This window comes from Schaedlerella arabinosiphila (genome assembly GCF_003885045.1).
Taxonomy (GTDB): domain Bacteria; phylum Bacillota; class Clostridia; order Lachnospirales; family Lachnospiraceae; genus Schaedlerella; species Schaedlerella arabinosiphila.
In genome coordinates this window covers 6304665-6321707 of the sequence record NZ_RHJS01000002.1, presented here as the reverse complement: position 1 = coordinate 6321707, position 17043 = coordinate 6304665, and the positions used below count along the sequence as shown (strand labels likewise).

The window sequence follows — 17043 nt, the reverse complement described above, 5'->3', positions numbered from 1 at the left end:
CGTATCATTGATTCATATGACACTTTACACCGCCCGGCAGACTTTCATCCGAAGTGTAATTGTAGCCCCCTCTCCCTGGACGCTCTCAATCTCCATGGCCTGCTCCTGTCCATAGGTCAATTCCATTCTTCTCTGTATATTCCGCATACCGATATTCTCAATCTCATCTGTTCCGCTGATCTTTTCTCTCAGCGCTTCCAGTTCCTCCTGGTTCATCCCCCTGCCGTTATCGGTTACCCGGATCAGAAGCATCTCCTTTTCTATCCAGGCTTTCATCAGGATCACTCCGCCCTTTTTCAGAGGTTCGATCCCATGGATCACCGCATTTTCCACGATGGGCTGCATGATCAGCCTGGGCACAAGGACGTCCAGCGTATCTTCTGCCAATTCCCATTGGTAATTCAGCCGATCCTCCAGCCGGTTCTTCTGAATAAAAAGATAGCTTTCGATATAGCGTGCTTCACTGCCAAGCGGTACCAGGTGATTCTGCCCGCCGACCGCATACCGGAGGATCTCCCCCAAAGAGATTACGACATCGCTGATATCCTGCTCATCCCGTTCAATCAGCATCCAATTGATTGAATCCAGCGTATTGTAGAGAAAATGCGGATTGATCTGAGCCTGCAGCGCACGGATTTCTGCATTTTTCTGCTCAATCTTTTTCTGGTATACCTCGCATATCAACTGCCGGATCTTCCCCACCATATAATGGAAGGAGGTGATCAGATGTCCGATCTCATCTTTTCTCCTGCTTTGGATCTCTATATCGAAGTTTTCCTGCTCTACCTGCTTCATCGCATTTGACAATTCGCGGATAGGCGCTGTTATGGAACAGGAGAGCACCGTCACAGCGACCAGTCCCGCAAAAACTGCAAGCATCACGATCATCGCAATGGTTCCCCTTAGCTGCGCCGCCTGGGGAAAAATATCCTGTACGGCAACCACGGAATATGTCTTCCAGCCAGTCAGCCCATTGTACTGCCCGAATACATCATATGTTTCCTGATCCCATTCCAAAATGAAACTCCGCTCCCCATTCTGAAATGTGGTCTCGATCTTTTCCAGCCACTTCGGCTGTACTGTTCTGTTGGTACAGAGGATTTGGCCTTTCTTATCCACGATAAAAGTATACTGGCTGATCGGCAAGCTCTGATTGCTTAAAAGGAGGCTTCGGAAAATCTCCGGATTGATCTCTATAACCACAATCCCCCTCATTCTGTCTTTTTCTTTCATGGGAATTGCTTTTACCAGCGTGACCGCTTCTCCCCCCTGATAGAGGGAATTTCCCCTGCCCAGCCACCTCTCTCCTCTCAGACCGGACTGCGCCGCTTCAAAGCACTCCTGCAGACGTCTGCCGTCCTGCAGCATATCCAGCCCCTCAAGATAATGATACCGGATATTTCTTTCCGTGTCCAGAATAATAATATCGGAAACCGCCTCGATTATATGTGCATAATCGGAAACCCACTCATTCAGGTGGCTTATCTGCCCTGCCTCCTGCTCTTCAAACGCCTCCCCCGCGATATTGCCGTCCACAATCCGCTGAGCAAGCCGGGTCACTTCAAGCCCCCAGAAATTGATATTGATATCAATCCGGTTGATGGTATCGGCCATCTCGCTTTTTTTATTTTCCGTAACCATATTCAGGGCATACTCATAAGAGCAGTATCCTATGAACAGCCCTAATACAATCACAATCCCCGCAAGGATCAGCATTAATTTTTTTCTGACAGAGATGAGATCACCTCCCCGCATGTTGATACCCTAAAAAGTTCCGTCCCGCATATTAATATCAAAAAAAGTTCCGTCTTCACGGAACTTATCTGCAAACCAGCGATATATAATTAAATCAAGCCATACTCTCTATTAAATATACACCTTCAAAACTACACACGAAGAAAGAAATAATCATTTATCCTATCCTTACTGCTCTTTCAAGCATCAACCACCTCTTGGTTATGCCCTCGACCTATTAGTGACGGTCAGCTGCATACATTACTGCACTTCCACCTCCGCCCTATCTACCTCGTCGTCTTCAAGGGGTCTTACTGAATTAACTTCATGGGATATCTCATCTTGAGGGGGGCTTCACGCTTAGATGCCTTCAGCGTTTATCCCCGCCCGGCTTGGCTACTCTGCCATGCTCCTGGTGGAACAACAGATTCACCAGCGGCCGGTCCATCCCGGTCCTCTCGTACTAAGGACAGCTCCTCTCAAATATCCTACGCCCGCGCCGGATAGGGACCGAACTGTCTCACGACGTTCTGAACCCAGCTCGCGTACCGCTTTAATGGGCGAACAGCCCAACCCTTGGGACCTACTCCAGCCCCAGGATGCGATGAGCCGACATCGAGGTGCCAAACCACTCCGTCGATGTGAACTCTTGGGAGTGATAAGCCTGTTATCCCCAGGGTAGCTTTTATCCGTTGAGCGATGGCAATCCCACTTTATACCACCGGATCACTAAGTCCTACTTTCGTACCTGCTCCACCCGTCGGTGTCGCAGTCAAGCTCCCTTATGCCTTTGCGCTCTTCGAATGGTTTCCGACCATTCTGAGGGAACCTTTGAGCGCCTCCGATACCCTTTCGGAGGCGACCGCCCCAGTCAAACTCCCCACCTGACATTGTCCCACGGCCGGATCACGGCCGCTGGTTAGAAACCCAGCACTACAAGGGTGGTATCCCAACGTCGGCTCCATGGCAACTGGCGTCGCCACTTCTTTGCCTCCCACCTATCCTGTACATGCAATACCGAGTCCCAGTGTCAAGCTGGAGTAAAGCTCCATGGGGTCTTTCCGTCCTGGCGCGGGTAACCAGCATCTTCACTGGTATTTCAATTTCACCGGGTGCATTGTTGAGACAGTGCCCAAATCATTACGCCTTTCGTGCGGGTCGGAACTTACCCGACAAGGAATTTCGCTACCTTAGGACCGTTATAGTTACGGCCGCCGTTTACTGGGGCTTAAGTTCAAAGCTTCGCTTGCGCTAACCTCTCCCCTTAACCTTCCAGCACCGGGCAGGCGTCAGCCCATATACCTCACCTTTCGGTTTCGCATAGACCTGTGTTTTTGCTAAACAGTTGCTTGGGCCAATTCTCTGCGGCCACATCTCTATGGCACTCCTTCTCCCGAAGTTACGGAGTCATTTTGCCGAGTTCCTTAACAATGCTTCTCCCGTCGGCCTTAGGATCCTCTCCTCATCCACCTGTGTCGGTTTACGGTACGGGTACCATATGAACAATAGCGGCTTTTCTCGGCAGCTCGGCCACACGCTTCCCTACTTTAATTCGGTCCGTATCACGCTCTCCCATTATACACCGGATTTGCCTGATGTACTGGTACTTCGCTTACACCGGTCTTTCCAATCCCGGCTCGTGCTCTCCTCTCTGCGTCCCCACAGTTCTGTCATATGGCAGTACAGGAATTTCAACCTGTTGTCCATCGGCTACGTCTCCCGACCTCGCCTTAGGCCCCGACTTACCCAGGGCAGATCAGCTTTACCCTGGAAACCTTAGATATTCGGCCGGAAGGATTCCCACCTTCCTCTCGCTACTCATTCCGGCATTCTCTCTTCGGTACAGTCCACAGCTCCTTTCGGTACTGCTTCTTCCCGTACCCAATGCTCCTCTACCAGCCATCATTCGATGGTTCCTAGGCTTCGGCAGTGTGTTTCAGCCCCGGACATTTTCGGCGCAGGACCTCTCGACTAGTGAGCTATTACGCACTCTTTTAATGTATGGCTGCTTCTGAGCCAACATCCTAGTTGTCTTTGAAATCCCACATCCTTTTCCACTTAACACACATTTTGGGGCCTTAGCCGCAGGTCTGGGCTCTTTCCCTCTCGACTGTCCAACTTATCTCGTACAGTCTGACTCCCATACACCATCTACGCGGCATTCGGAGTTTGATATCCCTTGGTAAGCTTTGACGCCCCCTTAGGAATTCAGTGCTCTACCTCCGCAAGACTTGTATGAGGCTAGCCCTAAAGCTATTTCGAGGAGAACCAGCTATCTCCGGGTTCGATTGGAATTTCTCCCCTATCCACACCTCATCCCCACCCTTTTCAACGGATGTGGGTTCGGCCCTCCATTGCCTTTTACGGCAACTTCAGCCTGGACATGGATAGATCACCCGGTTTCGGGTCTGCTCCGACTGACTCCGGCCCTATTAAGACTCGGTTTCCCTTCGGCTCCGGACCTTTAGTCCTTAACCTTGCCAGCCAGCGCAACTCGCCGGACCGTTCTACAAAAAGTACGCGGTTCCACATCTATCGTGGTTCCACAGCTTGTAAACGTATGGTTTCAGGTTCTCTTTCACTCCCCTCCCGGGGTCCTTTTCACCTTTCCTTCACAGTACTATGCGCTATCGGTCACTAAGTAGTATTTAGCCTTACGGGGTGGTCCCCGCACGTTCCCACAAGGTTCCACGTGTCTCGTGGTACTCTGGATACCGCCTTGTCAGTTCACCTTTCGCTTACGGGGCTTTCACCCTCTTTGGCTGGCTTTCCCAAAACCATTCTGCTAAGCTCACTGAATCAATTCCGCGGTCCGAACCCCGGGATGACACGCATCCCGGTTTGGGCTCCTTCCATTTCGCTCGCCGCTACTTTGGAAATCACTGTTGTTTTCTCTTCCTCCGGCTACTTAGATGTTTCAGTTCACCGGGTTCCCTTCCCTGACTTATGGATTGGGTCAGGGATACCTGAGGTCTGCTCAGGTGGGTTTCCCCATTCAGATATCTCCGGATCAATGGATATTTGCTCCTCCCCGAAGCTTTTCGCAGCTTATCACGTCTTTCATCGGCTCTTAGTGCCAAGGCATCCGCCATACGCTCTTATCAGCATAACCAACTCGCCCTCTCGCCTACGGGTGAGGCGCTGGGCTACACATGCATAGCGTTGCATGCGTTGGTGGTTGACTCATTTTTTTCCTGGTTGTCTTCCAGTGACCCTTTCGGGTCTGGTCATGTTTGTTAACATTACCTCGGATGTCTTGAGTGGATCAATATATCAATTCCTCTCTATATTAATCCTGCTCTTTCTTATCGATATCTCTATCTATAAGTTTTTTATTTCTTCGTATGCAGTTTTCAAGGTGCATCAGTGCTGTTTCCGCTCTCCCCTTCCACAGCTCTCTTTTTTAATCTGGCGGCCACCTGCTCTCCCACACCGTCGCCAGTGTAGTACCATCGGCCGCCCGGGCCTTAACCATCGTGTTCGGGATGGGTACGGGTGTTGCCCCCGGGCGCATCGCCGCCAGAAATGTCTTAGTTATCTTCTGTTGTACTCCGCTCGTGCCGGGCTTTCATCTATATTGAATACGCTTTGCTTATTCTTAATAAATTCAAACCAAACACTCGCTCATTGATAACTAAACAATAGACAACGCACTTTACTTCTTTCTTCCTTAGAAAGGAGGTGATCCAGCCGCACCTTCCGATACGGCTACCTTGTTACGACTTCACCCCAGTCATCCGTCCCGCCTTCGACGGCTCCCTCCTGGTTAGGTTGGGTCACCGGCTTCGGGCGTTACTGACTCCCATGGTGTGACGGGCGGTGTGTACAAGACCCGGGAACGTATTCACCGCAGCATTCTGATCTGCGATTACTAGCGATTCCAGCTTCATGTAGTCGAGTTGCAGACTACAATCCGAACTGAGACGTTATTTTTGAGATTCGCTCACACTCGCGTGGTCGCTTCTCTTTGTTTACGCCATTGTAGCACGTGTGTAGCCCTGGCCATAAGGGGCATGATGATTTGACGTCATCCCCACCTTCCTCCAGGTTGTCCCTGGCAGTCCCTCCAGAGTGCCCATCTAATATGCTGGCTACTGAAGGTAAGGGTTGCGCTCGTTGCGGGACTTAACCCAACATCTCACGACACGAGCTGACGACAACCATGCACCACCTGTCTCCAGTGTCCCGAAGGAAAACGAACATTACTTCGCTGTCACCGGGATGTCAAGGCCAGGTAAGGTTCTTCGCGTTGCTTCGAATTAAACCACATGCTCCACCGCTTGTGCGGGTCCCCGTCAATTCCTTTGAGTTTCATTCTTGCGAACGTACTCCCCAGGTGGACTACTTATTGCGTTGGCTGCGGCACCGAAAGGCTTTGCCTCCCGACACCTAGTAGTCATCGTTTACGGCGTGGACTACCAGGGTATCTAATCCTGTTTGCTCCCCACGCTTTCGAGCCTCAACGTCAGTCATCGTCCAGCAAGCCGCCTTCGCCACTGGTGTTCCTCCTGATATCTACGCATTTCACCGCTACACCAGGAATTCCACTTGCCTCTCCGACACTCTAGATATGCAGTTTCCAATGCAATTCCGGGGTTGGGCCCCGGATTTTCACATCAGACTTGCTTATCCGTCTACGCTCCCTTTACACCCAGTAAATCCGGATAACGCTTGCCCCCTACGTATTACCGCGGCTGCTGGCACGTAGTTAGCCGGGGCTTCTTAGTCAGGTACCGTCATTTTCTTCCCTGCTGATAGAGCTTTACATACCGAAATACTTCCTCACTCACGCGGCGTCGCTGCATCAGGGTTTCCCCCATTGTGCAATATTCCCCACTGCTGCCTCCCGTAGGAGTTTGGGCCGTGTCTCAGTCCCAATGTGGCCGGTCGCCCTCTCAGGTCGGCTACTGATCGTCGGCTTGGTAGGCTTCTACCCCACCAACTACCTAATCAGACGCGGGCCCATCTTACACCACCTCAGTTTTTACCTCTGTACCATGCGGTACTGGGGTCTTATGCGGTATTAGCAATCATTTCTAATTGTTATCCCCCTGTGTAAGGCAGGTTGCCCACGCGTTACTCACCCGTCCGCCGCTAAGTCACCCTCTCTTCCCTCCGAAGAGTTCTAAAAAAGTGCTTCGCTCGACTTGCATGTGTTAAGCACGCCGCCAGCGTTCATCCTGAGCCAGGATCAAACTCTCGTTATAAGTTCTTTCCGTCAGGATCAACCTTTCTGGCTAATCCATCCTTTTTTACTGTCTCCCGCTTCCTTATGAAGCGGAGGTGCATCCTTTGATTTCTTTCTTGATGCTCGTTCTTTGAATTTCTCTCTTTAAGAAATTTTCAAGGATCGTTGTCTATTGTTTAATTATCAAGGTTCGTTGTCTTTCTCTGTCAAGCGACAGCTCGTATATAATATCACATCGCCTTTCGCTTGTCAAGAACTTTTTTCAAGTTTTTTGAAGTTTTTTTCGAACTCCTTTTTACTTGGCTGGCTCTCACGAGTCAGCTTGCATATATTATCATGCCAATTTGTATATGTCAATACTTTTTTTACAAATTTTTACATTTTTTTCCTGAGCCCTTTCTTTATCCCCCCGTTATTTCCTATTTATAATATATCTCCTGTCATCATCTGAAAAACAACTTGATTAATTGGATTATCTGTGGCAAAATATATGAAGTGTTACAGAACGCTGATTCATCTGTAATTTTAAATCTATTGATACATACGTCATGATGAAAAGGAGGCTGTTGAAAATGAATAGAAAGATACGTTTCTGGTGTATGCTTTTTTTCATTTCAGGGGCCGCTTTTTTTTGGACCGGATGCGGCAAGGCTTCCGAACCGGATGGCCAAAGCCGCAGTTCTTCCGGTTCCAATCAAACGTCCGCACCGGAAAGTCCGCGGGAGAGTGTGGTACAGTCCCTCCTTCCCCAGGCTTCAGGAACCGTTGTATATGGAAACGAAACCATTTCCATTGATGCTTCCAACTCCGGCGAAGGCTATGTGATGGTTAAGTATGCCGGAGCCTCCGAGCAGGTGCGTCTCCGGATCACCATACCGGCAGGCACCGTTTACACCTATGCCCTGGCGATCGGCCAGTATGAGACCTTTCCTCTGACAGGCGGCAATGGCTCCTATCATATAGAAGTCCTGGAGCATGCCTATGATGATATGTATGCCATGGCCTTTTCTCAGGATATGGAAGTCGCGCTGGGCGATGAATTTAAGCCTTTCCTGTATCCCAACCAGTATGCATGGTATACGCAGGAATCCCAGGCCGTGCAGTACGGCATCCAGTTGTCGGACCAGTCCTCGGATGATCTGAGCTATGTGGAAAATGTCTATCATTATATTATAGAAAATATAACTTACGATAAAGAGAAGGCAGAAAGTGTCCAGTCAAACTATCTTCCCAATATTGATGAAACCATGGCCACAGGCAAGGGGATCTGCTTCGATTATGCGTCCCTTATGACGGCGATGCTGCGTTCCCAGGGCATCCCAACCAAGCTGGAGATCGGATATTCCGGAGAAGCGTACCACGCTTGGATCAGCGTGTATCTGAAGGAAGCCGGATGGGTGGACAACGTGATCGAGTTTGACGGCACCGATTGGACGCTGGTTGACCCCACACTGGGCGCGTCAAACAACAAAAAGTCCGTGGAAAAGTATATCGGCGACGGGAGCAATTATGTCGTAAAATATTCTTATTGATTTTCAAAAGGAAAACGGAGGGCGGTTATGGAGAAAAAAGATATACAGGCAAAACCATTTTCAAATATGGAGGTCTCGGCTTTCTGCGGACAGATTGCTTTGATCCTGAAGTCCGGTATTTCTTCTATAGAAGGAATTACGATTATGATGGAGGACGCTCCTGAAGGTGAAGAAAAGAATATCCTGGAATTTATTCTGGAGAGGATGCAGGAAAGCGGAAACCTCTACGAGTCCCTGTCAAAGACCGGGCTGTTCCCCTCCTATATGCTGCATATGGTGGAGATCGGCGAGGAGACCGGGACGCTGGACGAAGTGCTGGAAGCCTTGAGCAATCACTATGACCGGGAAGATGCCATCGGAAAAAGCATCAAAAACGCGGTTACATATCCTCTGATCATGGCGGGAATGATGGTGGCTGTGATCATTGTGCTCCTTGTAAAGGTCATGCCCATATTCAATCAGGTTTTTGTCCAGCTCGGTACGGAGATGACCGGATTCTCCAGGATGCTGATGGATCTCGGAAATGCCATCAACCGTTATTCGATTGCTTTGACCGTGCTTCTGGTTGCGGTTGTACTGCTGATCCTCTACTGTACCCGTACCCAAAACGGACGTGTCTTCTGCCGGAATTTTGGATATCATCTGGCTTTTATCCGTCCGGTCTATGAAGAGATTGCAGCCTGCCGCTTCGCCAGCGGGATGGCCCTGACCTTAAGCAGCGGCCTGAATCCGGAGCGGAGCATGGAGCTTGTCAGCGCTCTCAATGACGACCCGCTGTATCAGGAAAAACTGGAGATCTGCAGGAAGAAGGTCGATGAAGGCGGGGATCTGTCGGAAGCCCTGCATGAGACCGGCATGTTTACCGGGATCTATGCCCGCATGGCTTCCATCGGTTCTAGGACAGGCTCCATGGACCAGGTGATGAACCGGATCGCGGGACTCTATCAGGATGACATCGACAACCGGATGAACACTGCCCTGGCCGTGCTGGAGCCCACCCTGGTCATTGCTTTGTCCCTGATCGTAGGCGTAATCCTGTTATCCGTAATGCTGCCCCTGATGGGCATTATGTCAAGTCTGTAGAGGAGGACTGCCATGGCTCGATTTCAATACCGGAAAACAGCCCATACCTATCGAAAATTTGTACTTTCTGTCTGTGCGTTTGCGCTGATCACAGGAGTGTTTTATCAGGGGGTGGAGTCCCTGTCCTCCAGCACGCAGAAACGGCAGAAGGAGAGTCTTGAAAATGCCCTCATCCGGAATATCACCTATTGCTACGCGGTAGAGGGCGCTTATCCTGAAAACCTGGATTATCTGAAAGAGCATTACGGGCTGACTTATGACGAGGACCGTTTCTTTGTGGATTACCAGGTGATCGGCGCCAATATCCTGCCGGATGTCACGATCATTGAGAAAGGAGAACCCTGATGCGCTTTCGAACCCAGCAGAATCATATGATCGATTTCCTGTTTCCGGTAGCATTATTTTTTGTGTTCGCGGTATCTGCAATGACCGTGATCCTGCTTGCAACCGGGATCTACCGTTCCACAACCGAGCATTCGTCCCTCAACTACACGGCCCGCACTTCTCTGGCCTATATCTGCGAGAAAATGCATCAAAATGATGTGGACGGCGAAGTAACGCTTGGTGTCTTTGACGGCTGCGACGCGCTGATCCTGCGGCAGACCCATCGGGAGGACTCCTATCAGACTTATATCTACGTATATGAGAATGAACTGAAGGAGCTGTTTGTCAAGGACGGGGTGGACGTCCCCGCCAAAAGCGGCAAAACCATCCTGGCCGTCGATGATTTTTCCATGGAGACCGTAAGGGAGGGCGTGTATCGGTTCGCCTGTACGGATACGGACGGGAATCAGGACAGCATGATCATCGGGATACGCAGCGGACACTGATCTATAAAAAAGACATGGGAGTATGAACATGAAGCACAGAAATCGGGCAAAATCATCCAGTTTGTTTCTTTTGGAGCTGATACTTGCAATCTTATTTTTCTCACTTGCAAGTGCTGTTTGTGTGCAGTTTTTTGTTAAATCACATATCCTGAGCCGGGACGCCCAAAGGCTCAATCATGCGGTCAACGAGTGCTCCGGGATCGCGGAGATCGTCAATACCTCCGACGGAACCGAGGACGCCGCCGAGGTTATCACCGAAATCTATCCCGATGCCTCAGTCATGGATTCTGAGGAAAGCGGGGACGCGCCTTCCGTATCCGCCCGTATTTTTTATAATAAAGACTTCATACCATGTGCCAGGACAGACGCATTCTATGTGCTCCATGCGGTTTTGTGGGAGCAGGGACAGATGCTGACCGTCGGAATGACCTTCGGTGAAGAGTCAAATGAGAACCCGATCTATGAACTGACCGTAAAGCACTATCTGCAGAGGAGGGCTGACCATGCAAAAAGATAACAGACAGGCGCCTTTTGTAAATATTGGTTCGTCCCTGCTTCTGGTCATTTTCCTTGTGCTCTGTCTCGTTACATTTGCCACGTTGTCCCTGTCCAGCGCGCGGAGCGATTATTCTTTTTCCAGCCGCGGTGCCAGCCGGCGGACCGAATATTACCAGGCCAGCAACATTGCAGAGGATGTACTGGCCCAGGTTGACGCGATCCTGTACAAGGCCGAAGAGCGCGCCGTAAGCGCCGCGGACAGTTCCCGGGATTGGCAGAAGGAGCTGGATTTTACGCAGATCGAAGGAACGGAATTTACCGAGATTGGACTGGAGATCCTCTTTGACGCTGAGGACTCCTCCCTCTCCTTTCAGGTCCCTGTCAATGAAAAGCAGGCCCTGGAGGTCAGGCTGGCTTTGACCTGGGAGAGTACAGACGGCTATTATCAGATTGAACAGTGGCAGTTGGTCAATACGGCTGCCCGTGAAACAGGTCAAACACTGCAGCTTCTGCCTATGCCGGAAACCGAATAGATCTGCCGCAGAATCAAACGCTGCATATTTTTAGAATGTCGCCGTGTTTCTCCGAATGAGAGCCCGGTGACCGATTGGGAGGATTTTTAATGAACATTCAGACAATCCTGGAACAGGCCGTATCCGAAAATGCATCCGATGTGTTTATCGTAGCCGGGCTTCCTGTTTCAGTTCGAAAAAATGGAGTCATCCACCAGGTCAATGACGAAAAACTGCTGCCGACGGATACGGAACAATTTTTGAGAGAGATCTATGAGCTTGCCGATCATCGGGATATCCATGTATTTGAGAAAAATGGAGATGATGATTTTGCGTTTGCCCTGACAGGCGTTTCCCGGTTCAGGGTCTGCGCCTACAAGCAGAGGGGCGCACTGTCCGCCGTGATCCGGGTGATCACCTTCCGGCTTCCGGATCCCGGGGAGCTTGGAATCCCTGAAAACATCATCCAATACGGCAACAGCGGAAGCGGCATGGTGCTGGTCACAGGCCCCGCTGGCAGCGGAAAATCCACCACCCTGGCCTGTATCATTGACAACATCAACCAGAATCGGGACGCCCACATCATCACCCTGGAAGATCCCCTGGAATATCTGCACCGTCATGGGCGGAGCATCGTCAGCCAGCGGGAGATCAATGTGGATACGGAAAATTATGTAGTGGCCCTCCGGGCAGCGCTCCGGCAGAGCCCGGACGTGATCCTGCTTGGGGAAATGCGCGACTATGAGACCATCAATGTGGCCATGACCGCGGCCGAAACCGGGCATCTTCTGCTGTCCACTCTGCACACCATCGGGGCGGCCAATACCATTGACCGGATCATCGACGTATTTCCGGCGAACCAGCAGCGGCAGATCTCCATCCAGCTTTCCACGGTGCTGAATGCCGTCGTTTCGCAGCAGCTTGTCCCCACCATAGACGGAAAGGTGGTTCCGGCATTTGAGATCATGACCGTAACCCCCGCCATCCGCAATATGATCCGGGATAACAAGGTCCATCAGATCGACGGACTCATTTATTCCTCCGCAAAGGAGGAGATGCTTTCTATGGACAGCAGTCTGCTAAGACTGTATAAAAGCGGCACGATCAGCAGGGATACGGCGCTTGCCTATGCCTCCAATCCGGAGATGCTTACAAAAAAACTTTGAAAAAATCCTGAAAACGGCTGCCGAAAAATTTTCCCGGCAGCCGTTTTTGATTTCCTATCGATTTTGTTTTCCTATAGGTTCTGCTTTCCTATAGGTTCTGTTTTCCTATGGGTTCTGTTTTCCCGTTCGTTCCGTTTTTTATACTCCCAGCAGTTCCATGATCTCTTCTCTGCTCAGGCTGCCAAGCTGCCCGGTTTCTTTGCCGATCACCTGCTCAGCCAGGTCTTTCTTTTTCTCCTGGAGCTTCTGGATTTTTTCTTCAATCGTCCCCTTCGCAATCAGCTTGTAAACTGTCACCTTTTTCGTCTGCCCGATCCGGTGGGCGCGGTCTGTCGCCTGGTTCTGCACTGCCAGATTCCACCATGGGTCATAGTGGATGACCACATCCGCCCCGGTCAGGTTCAGGCCCACCCCTCCTGCCTTCAGGGAGATCAGAAACACCGGAACATCCCCCTCGTTAAATTCCTTGACCATCTGCAGCCGTTTTTCCTTGGATGTGCTGCCCGTGATCGTATAGTAAGAGATTCCCAGGCCAGTGAGCTTTTCCTTTAGAATATCCAGCATGGAGGTAAACTGCGAAAATACCAGCATCCTATGGCCCCCGTCGATGGCGCTCTGGATTAACTGCAGGCAGGCTTCCAGCTTGGCTGCTTCACCTTTGTAATTCTCAAAGCACAGGGACGGGTCGCAGCAGATCTGCCGGAGCCTTGTCAGCTCCGCGAGGATCAGCATTTTATTCTTGCTGAATTCCGCCTCACTCTGCTTCGCAAGCATTTCCTTCATATGAAGTACCTGGCCGTCATACAGCTTCTGCTGTGTCCCTCCGAATCTGACATAGCGGTGCTCCTCCAGCTTTTCCGGCAGATCCTTGAGTACGTCCCCTTTCAGCCTGCGCAGGATAAACGGCCCGGCCATTTTCTGCAGGCGAGTCATCGCCGCCTCGTCGCTGCTCTTCACGACAGGGCTTTCAATCTCCCGCTTAAATATGTCATAGCCGTACAAAAAGCCCGGCATCAGATAGTCAAAAATACTCCACAGCTCACTCAGCCGGTTCTCAATGGGGGTACCGGTGAGGGCGTACCGGGTCTGGCTTTGGATCACCTTCACGGCCTTTGCCGCCGCTGTGGTATGGTTCTTGATGTACTGCGCCTCGTCGATGATCTGGTATTGGAACTGCTTGTCCTCGTAAAACAGGACATCCCGTTTCAGCAGGTCGTAAGACGTGACAAGCACATCCGCTTCCTGATAAGAATCAATGATGCCCTTCCGTTCCTCCTGGGTTCCTGTGATCAATGACACGTTCAGCTCCGGCGCATACTTCCGAAATTCCTCCCCCCAGTTGAAGATCAGGGAAGCCGGCGCCACCACCAGGGAGGTGCCTTCCTTTCCTTCCAGCTTTGCCGCAAGCAGAACCGCGATCACCTGCAGGGTCTTTCCAAGCCCCATATCATCCGCCAGGATACCGCCGAACTGCCATGCCTCCAGCGTCCGAAGCCATTTGAAACCATTTTTCTGATATTTGCGCATGATCCTTGACAGGCTTTCCGGTTCTTCAAAATCCGCGTCCTTCACCGTCTTGAAGCCTTTTACCACCTTCCGGAAATGGCTGTCCCTTTTGCTGTAAACGCTGTCGTTCTCCTCCAGCATCTTATCCAGGTAAAGAGTCCGGTACATCGGCAAATGCATTTTCCCCTGTACAAATTCCTTTGGCGTAAGATGCATGGCATCCATCATCTCCGTCAGCATATTCAGGGAGGAATCGTCCAGGTTCATAAACGAGCCGTCTTTGAGCCGGTAATATTTTTTCTTCGCCCGGTAGCTTGCCAGAATATCCAGCAGTTCAGCCTGGGGAATATCGTCCGTAGAGATGTCCAGATTCAAAAGGCCGGACGATACGGATACTCCCACAGACACCTTCATCGGCCGAACCACACGGTACTTCAGGAAATTTTTTGTACAGCGCACCTCGCCCAGTTCCATGAGCTTCTCGGTACCGCTCTCCATCACCTGGTAGATCAATTCCTCATCGCCGCCGCAGTGCAGCTCCTCCCGCTCCCAGTCGATCCGCGGAAACCACTGCATGACGTGAAAGAGAACCTCTTCCTCCCGGGCCGCGTCCCGAAGCGCCTCGATCTGGCCGTACTCCTGCCTGCTGATCACATCCAGAGAGGAAAATTCCCTGTCGCCGTATTTCGCGCTCACCCCGCAGGTCACATTCTGATCCCCGGCATCCAGGTAAAATACGAACCGTACATCCGGCGGCAGATACGAGCGGAACTTCTCCGGCTCTGTCTCCTCAACCTCCACAACATCCTCCAACTGGGGCAGTATTCTGTAATAAAACTCCGCCATGTGGTTTCGCCCCACATGGAAGGAAAATCCTTGATCATTTGTCATGAGTGACAGAGGTTCAATCTTCTCCAGAAACTCTTTTTCCACCCGACAGATCTGGCTGCCGCTGATATAGTACCCTGTATCGGTTCCCATATACAGATCCGGCAGGCTGCCGTCTACCCGGATTCCGTGAAATACCCTGCCGCTTCCCACCTTTTCCTCGGAAATCCGCATGGATACGCCGGGATTGCACTCCACCCGGGTCAGGGTTTCCTTTCGTTTTTCCCAGCCATCCTTGTCCTCAAACTCGACCGCTTCCTCCGCCATCTGATCGTAAAATGCGTCCAGCCTCCATCCGAATAGAGCCAGAGAGCTTCCCACGGTCGTCTTCCGATATCCGTAATAGGATCGATTGGACTCCTGGAGCCGCTGCAGAAACTCTTCTTCCTCCCGCACAATCTGATTGATAAAGTGTATCCATCCTTTTCCGGATTCCGTAAAATTGTCGGGATTGTGATTGATCTGGGTATTCGAACCATAGGTATCGGTTGCCGCATTTTTTACATTTTCACAGAACGTATCCAGCTTCTTTACAATAAAAAGCTTCTTCTCCCCGATCTTGAAGGAAACGGACAGCTTCCCTTCCTTCCGGGTCAGACGGGGCACAAACCGGAGACTTTCCTTTGCAGCTTCCGCGTCTGCAATCGCAAGGTTTGTCCGCCTTTCCTGATATAATTTCATCAGAGCTTTCCCGTTCATGTCCGTCGCATCCCCGAAGCTGTGTGTCTCCAGATAATCCTCCAACATCTTGAGCACACCGGCCTTATAGGGGCATTTTGTTTTCTCCGTATCCCAGTAATAATAGTCCCGCGCGCACTGAGGGCACTTGCATTCCGCATAGCTCACGGCGGTACGTGAAAAAATGATCCGAACCGGAAATTCCATATTGCCGGACTTTGCCGCAGCGTCAATCTGCCCCCGGATGCCGTTGTGTCCGTCAAACCCGGTCAGGATATTTTTCATCTCAATCTGCCCCTGTCTGTACAGCTCTTCGCCTTTCGCACGCACCTCCGACGGGATATTCATGGAATGCTTGATCCTGGTTCCTTTGAAGTATTTGTATTTCTCCAGCCTTTCGATATTCCTGTTTTCCTGTTCCGAATCTGTGCTTTCCGATTCCTCCTCCCAGGAATCCCCGAGAAGAGAAAATTCTTCCCTGCGCCGTTCCAGAAGCCGGCGGCGTTTTTCCTCGGCTTTTTTCTTTTCTGCTTCTTCCCTGCGCCGCTTTTCCTCTGCTCTTCGCTTCGCTGCTTCGGCTCTCTGCTTTTCTTCCTCCTGGCGGCGTCTTTCTTCTTCCAGGCGTTTTGCTTCTTTTTGTCTGCGCATTTCCTCTTCCTTACGTCTCTGTTCTGCTTGTTTTTGGGCTTCTTCCCGCTCCTTCTGCTGCTGCCCCATCCTGCGGCAGGCTTCCTCTGCCTTCTGCTGCCCCATCCTGCGGCGGGCTTCCTCCGCCTTTTGCCGCTCCTCTGCAGAATATTATATTCTGAATCAAGTTGAAATTCAACTTTAATTTTAGAGGCTTGCGCATAATGGCTTGTATATAATCCAGGATTCCATTGAATCGTATGAAGAAATATGATAGGATTATATCATGAACTAATTTAAAACAGAATTTCAAACACATTCTTTTTTCAACCAGGGAGAAACAAATGTGTACGCCACATATCCATGCAAAATGACTGCTTAGCTCGTTGCTTCGCGTAAATAAATAATAGCAGCAGAAAAATAATCAGAATCAGAAAAGGAGTTTCAGATATGACAATTCAGCAGGAGGCATGTGAAAAAATCATGAGATTGCCGGAGGACGGAATACGGCTGATTCTTGTCATGGCAGACGAGATCGCCAGACAGCACGGTATTTTCCCAGATACAAATGTTGAAACAGAAGCAGGTACACAATTGACACGTAAAAAAAGAGCATTTCAAGATATGTTAGAATTAAGAGAGCAATCCACATATCCGAAAAACTTCGATTATAAAAAAACGATGGAGGACGCAATATAGAATTTAAGTTTCCTGAATTTTGAGGACTGCCTGCAGGATGAATGTGCCGTCCATGTAAATGCGGAATATATTGTAACCTGCAATAAAAAAGATTTTAAACAT

General features: G+C 50.5%; 10 protein-coding genes and 3 rRNA genes. 8 read left to right on the top strand and 5 right to left on the bottom strand.

What is annotated here, in order from left to right:
• Positions 1-24: 24 nt before the first annotated feature.
• The 4 genes from EBB54_RS29680 to EBB54_RS29665 all read right to left on the bottom strand — a co-directional run bounded on the left by EBB54_RS29680 (position 25) and on the right by EBB54_RS29665 (position 6941).
• Positions 25-1755, bottom strand: a complete 1731-nt coding sequence (locus EBB54_RS29680; RefSeq protein ID WP_125130502.1) for a sensor histidine kinase — start codon at positions 1753-1755, stop codon at positions 25-27.
• A gap of 197 nt (positions 1756-1952) precedes the next feature.
• Positions 1953-4846 (bottom strand): 23S ribosomal RNA (locus tag EBB54_RS29675).
• Between the two features lie 294 nt (positions 4847-5140).
• A 5S ribosomal RNA gene (gene rrf / locus EBB54_RS29670) occupies positions 5141-5258 on the bottom strand.
• 150 nt (positions 5259-5408) lie between these two features.
• Positions 5409-6941, bottom strand: a 16S ribosomal RNA gene (locus EBB54_RS29665).
• The 16S, 23S and 5S rRNA genes sit together here, the layout of an rRNA operon.
• Before the next feature lie 553 nt (positions 6942-7494).
• Between EBB54_RS29665 and EBB54_RS29660 the strand changes: the two genes are divergently transcribed.
• The 7 genes from EBB54_RS29660 (at position 7495) to EBB54_RS29630 (ending at position 12543) form a co-directional block, all read left to right on the top strand.
• A complete protein-coding gene (locus EBB54_RS29660) occupies positions 7495-8454 on the top strand; it encodes a transglutaminase-like domain-containing protein (RefSeq protein WP_125130500.1) in 960 nt (319 codons plus the stop codon).
• 27 nt (positions 8455-8481) lie between these two features.
• Positions 8482-9537 (top strand): type II secretion system F family protein, encoded by a 1056-nt coding sequence (locus EBB54_RS29655; RefSeq protein WP_125130498.1) that lies wholly within the window; start codon positions 8482-8484, stop codon positions 9535-9537.
• Between the two features lie 12 nt (positions 9538-9549).
• The gene (locus EBB54_RS29650) at positions 9550-9882 is read left to right on the top strand and encodes a hypothetical protein (protein ID WP_125130496.1); all 333 of its coding nucleotides are present in this window, start codon (positions 9550-9552) and stop codon (positions 9880-9882) included.
• Positions 9882-10367: a DUF4860 domain-containing protein gene (locus tag EBB54_RS29645; RefSeq protein WP_125130494.1), complete on the top strand. Its 486-nt coding sequence runs from the start codon at positions 9882-9884 to the stop codon at positions 10365-10367. The genes EBB54_RS29650 and EBB54_RS29645 overlap by 1 nt, the downstream gene beginning before the upstream one ends.
• A 28-nt stretch (positions 10368-10395) precedes the next feature.
• Complete coding sequence (locus EBB54_RS29640; protein WP_125130492.1) at positions 10396-10884, top strand: hypothetical protein; 489 nt, start codon at positions 10396-10398, stop codon at positions 10882-10884.
• Positions 10871-11398, top strand: coding sequence for a hypothetical protein (locus EBB54_RS29635; RefSeq protein WP_125130490.1), 528 nt, complete (start codon positions 10871-10873; stop codon positions 11396-11398). The genes EBB54_RS29640 and EBB54_RS29635 overlap by 14 nt, the downstream gene beginning before the upstream one ends.
• An 89-nt stretch (positions 11399-11487) precedes the next feature.
• The gene (locus EBB54_RS29630; protein ID WP_125130488.1) at positions 11488-12543 is read left to right on the top strand and encodes a type IV pilus twitching motility protein PilT; all 1056 of its coding nucleotides are present in this window, start codon (positions 11488-11490) and stop codon (positions 12541-12543) included.
• A gap of 138 nt (positions 12544-12681) precedes the next feature.
• On the opposite strand, the gene EBB54_RS29625 is transcribed toward EBB54_RS29630, so the two are convergent.
• A complete protein-coding gene (locus tag EBB54_RS29625) occupies positions 12682-16368 on the bottom strand; it encodes an SNF2 helicase associated domain-containing protein (RefSeq protein ID WP_243127858.1) in 3687 nt (1228 codons plus the stop codon).
• Between the two features lie 324 nt (positions 16369-16692).
• On the opposite strand from EBB54_RS29625, the gene EBB54_RS29620 reads away from it, so the two are divergent.
• Positions 16693-16941: a hypothetical protein gene (locus EBB54_RS29620; protein ID WP_125130486.1), complete on the top strand. Its 249-nt coding sequence runs from the start codon at positions 16693-16695 to the stop codon at positions 16939-16941.
• The last annotated feature ends 102 nt before the right edge of the window (positions 16942-17043 follow it).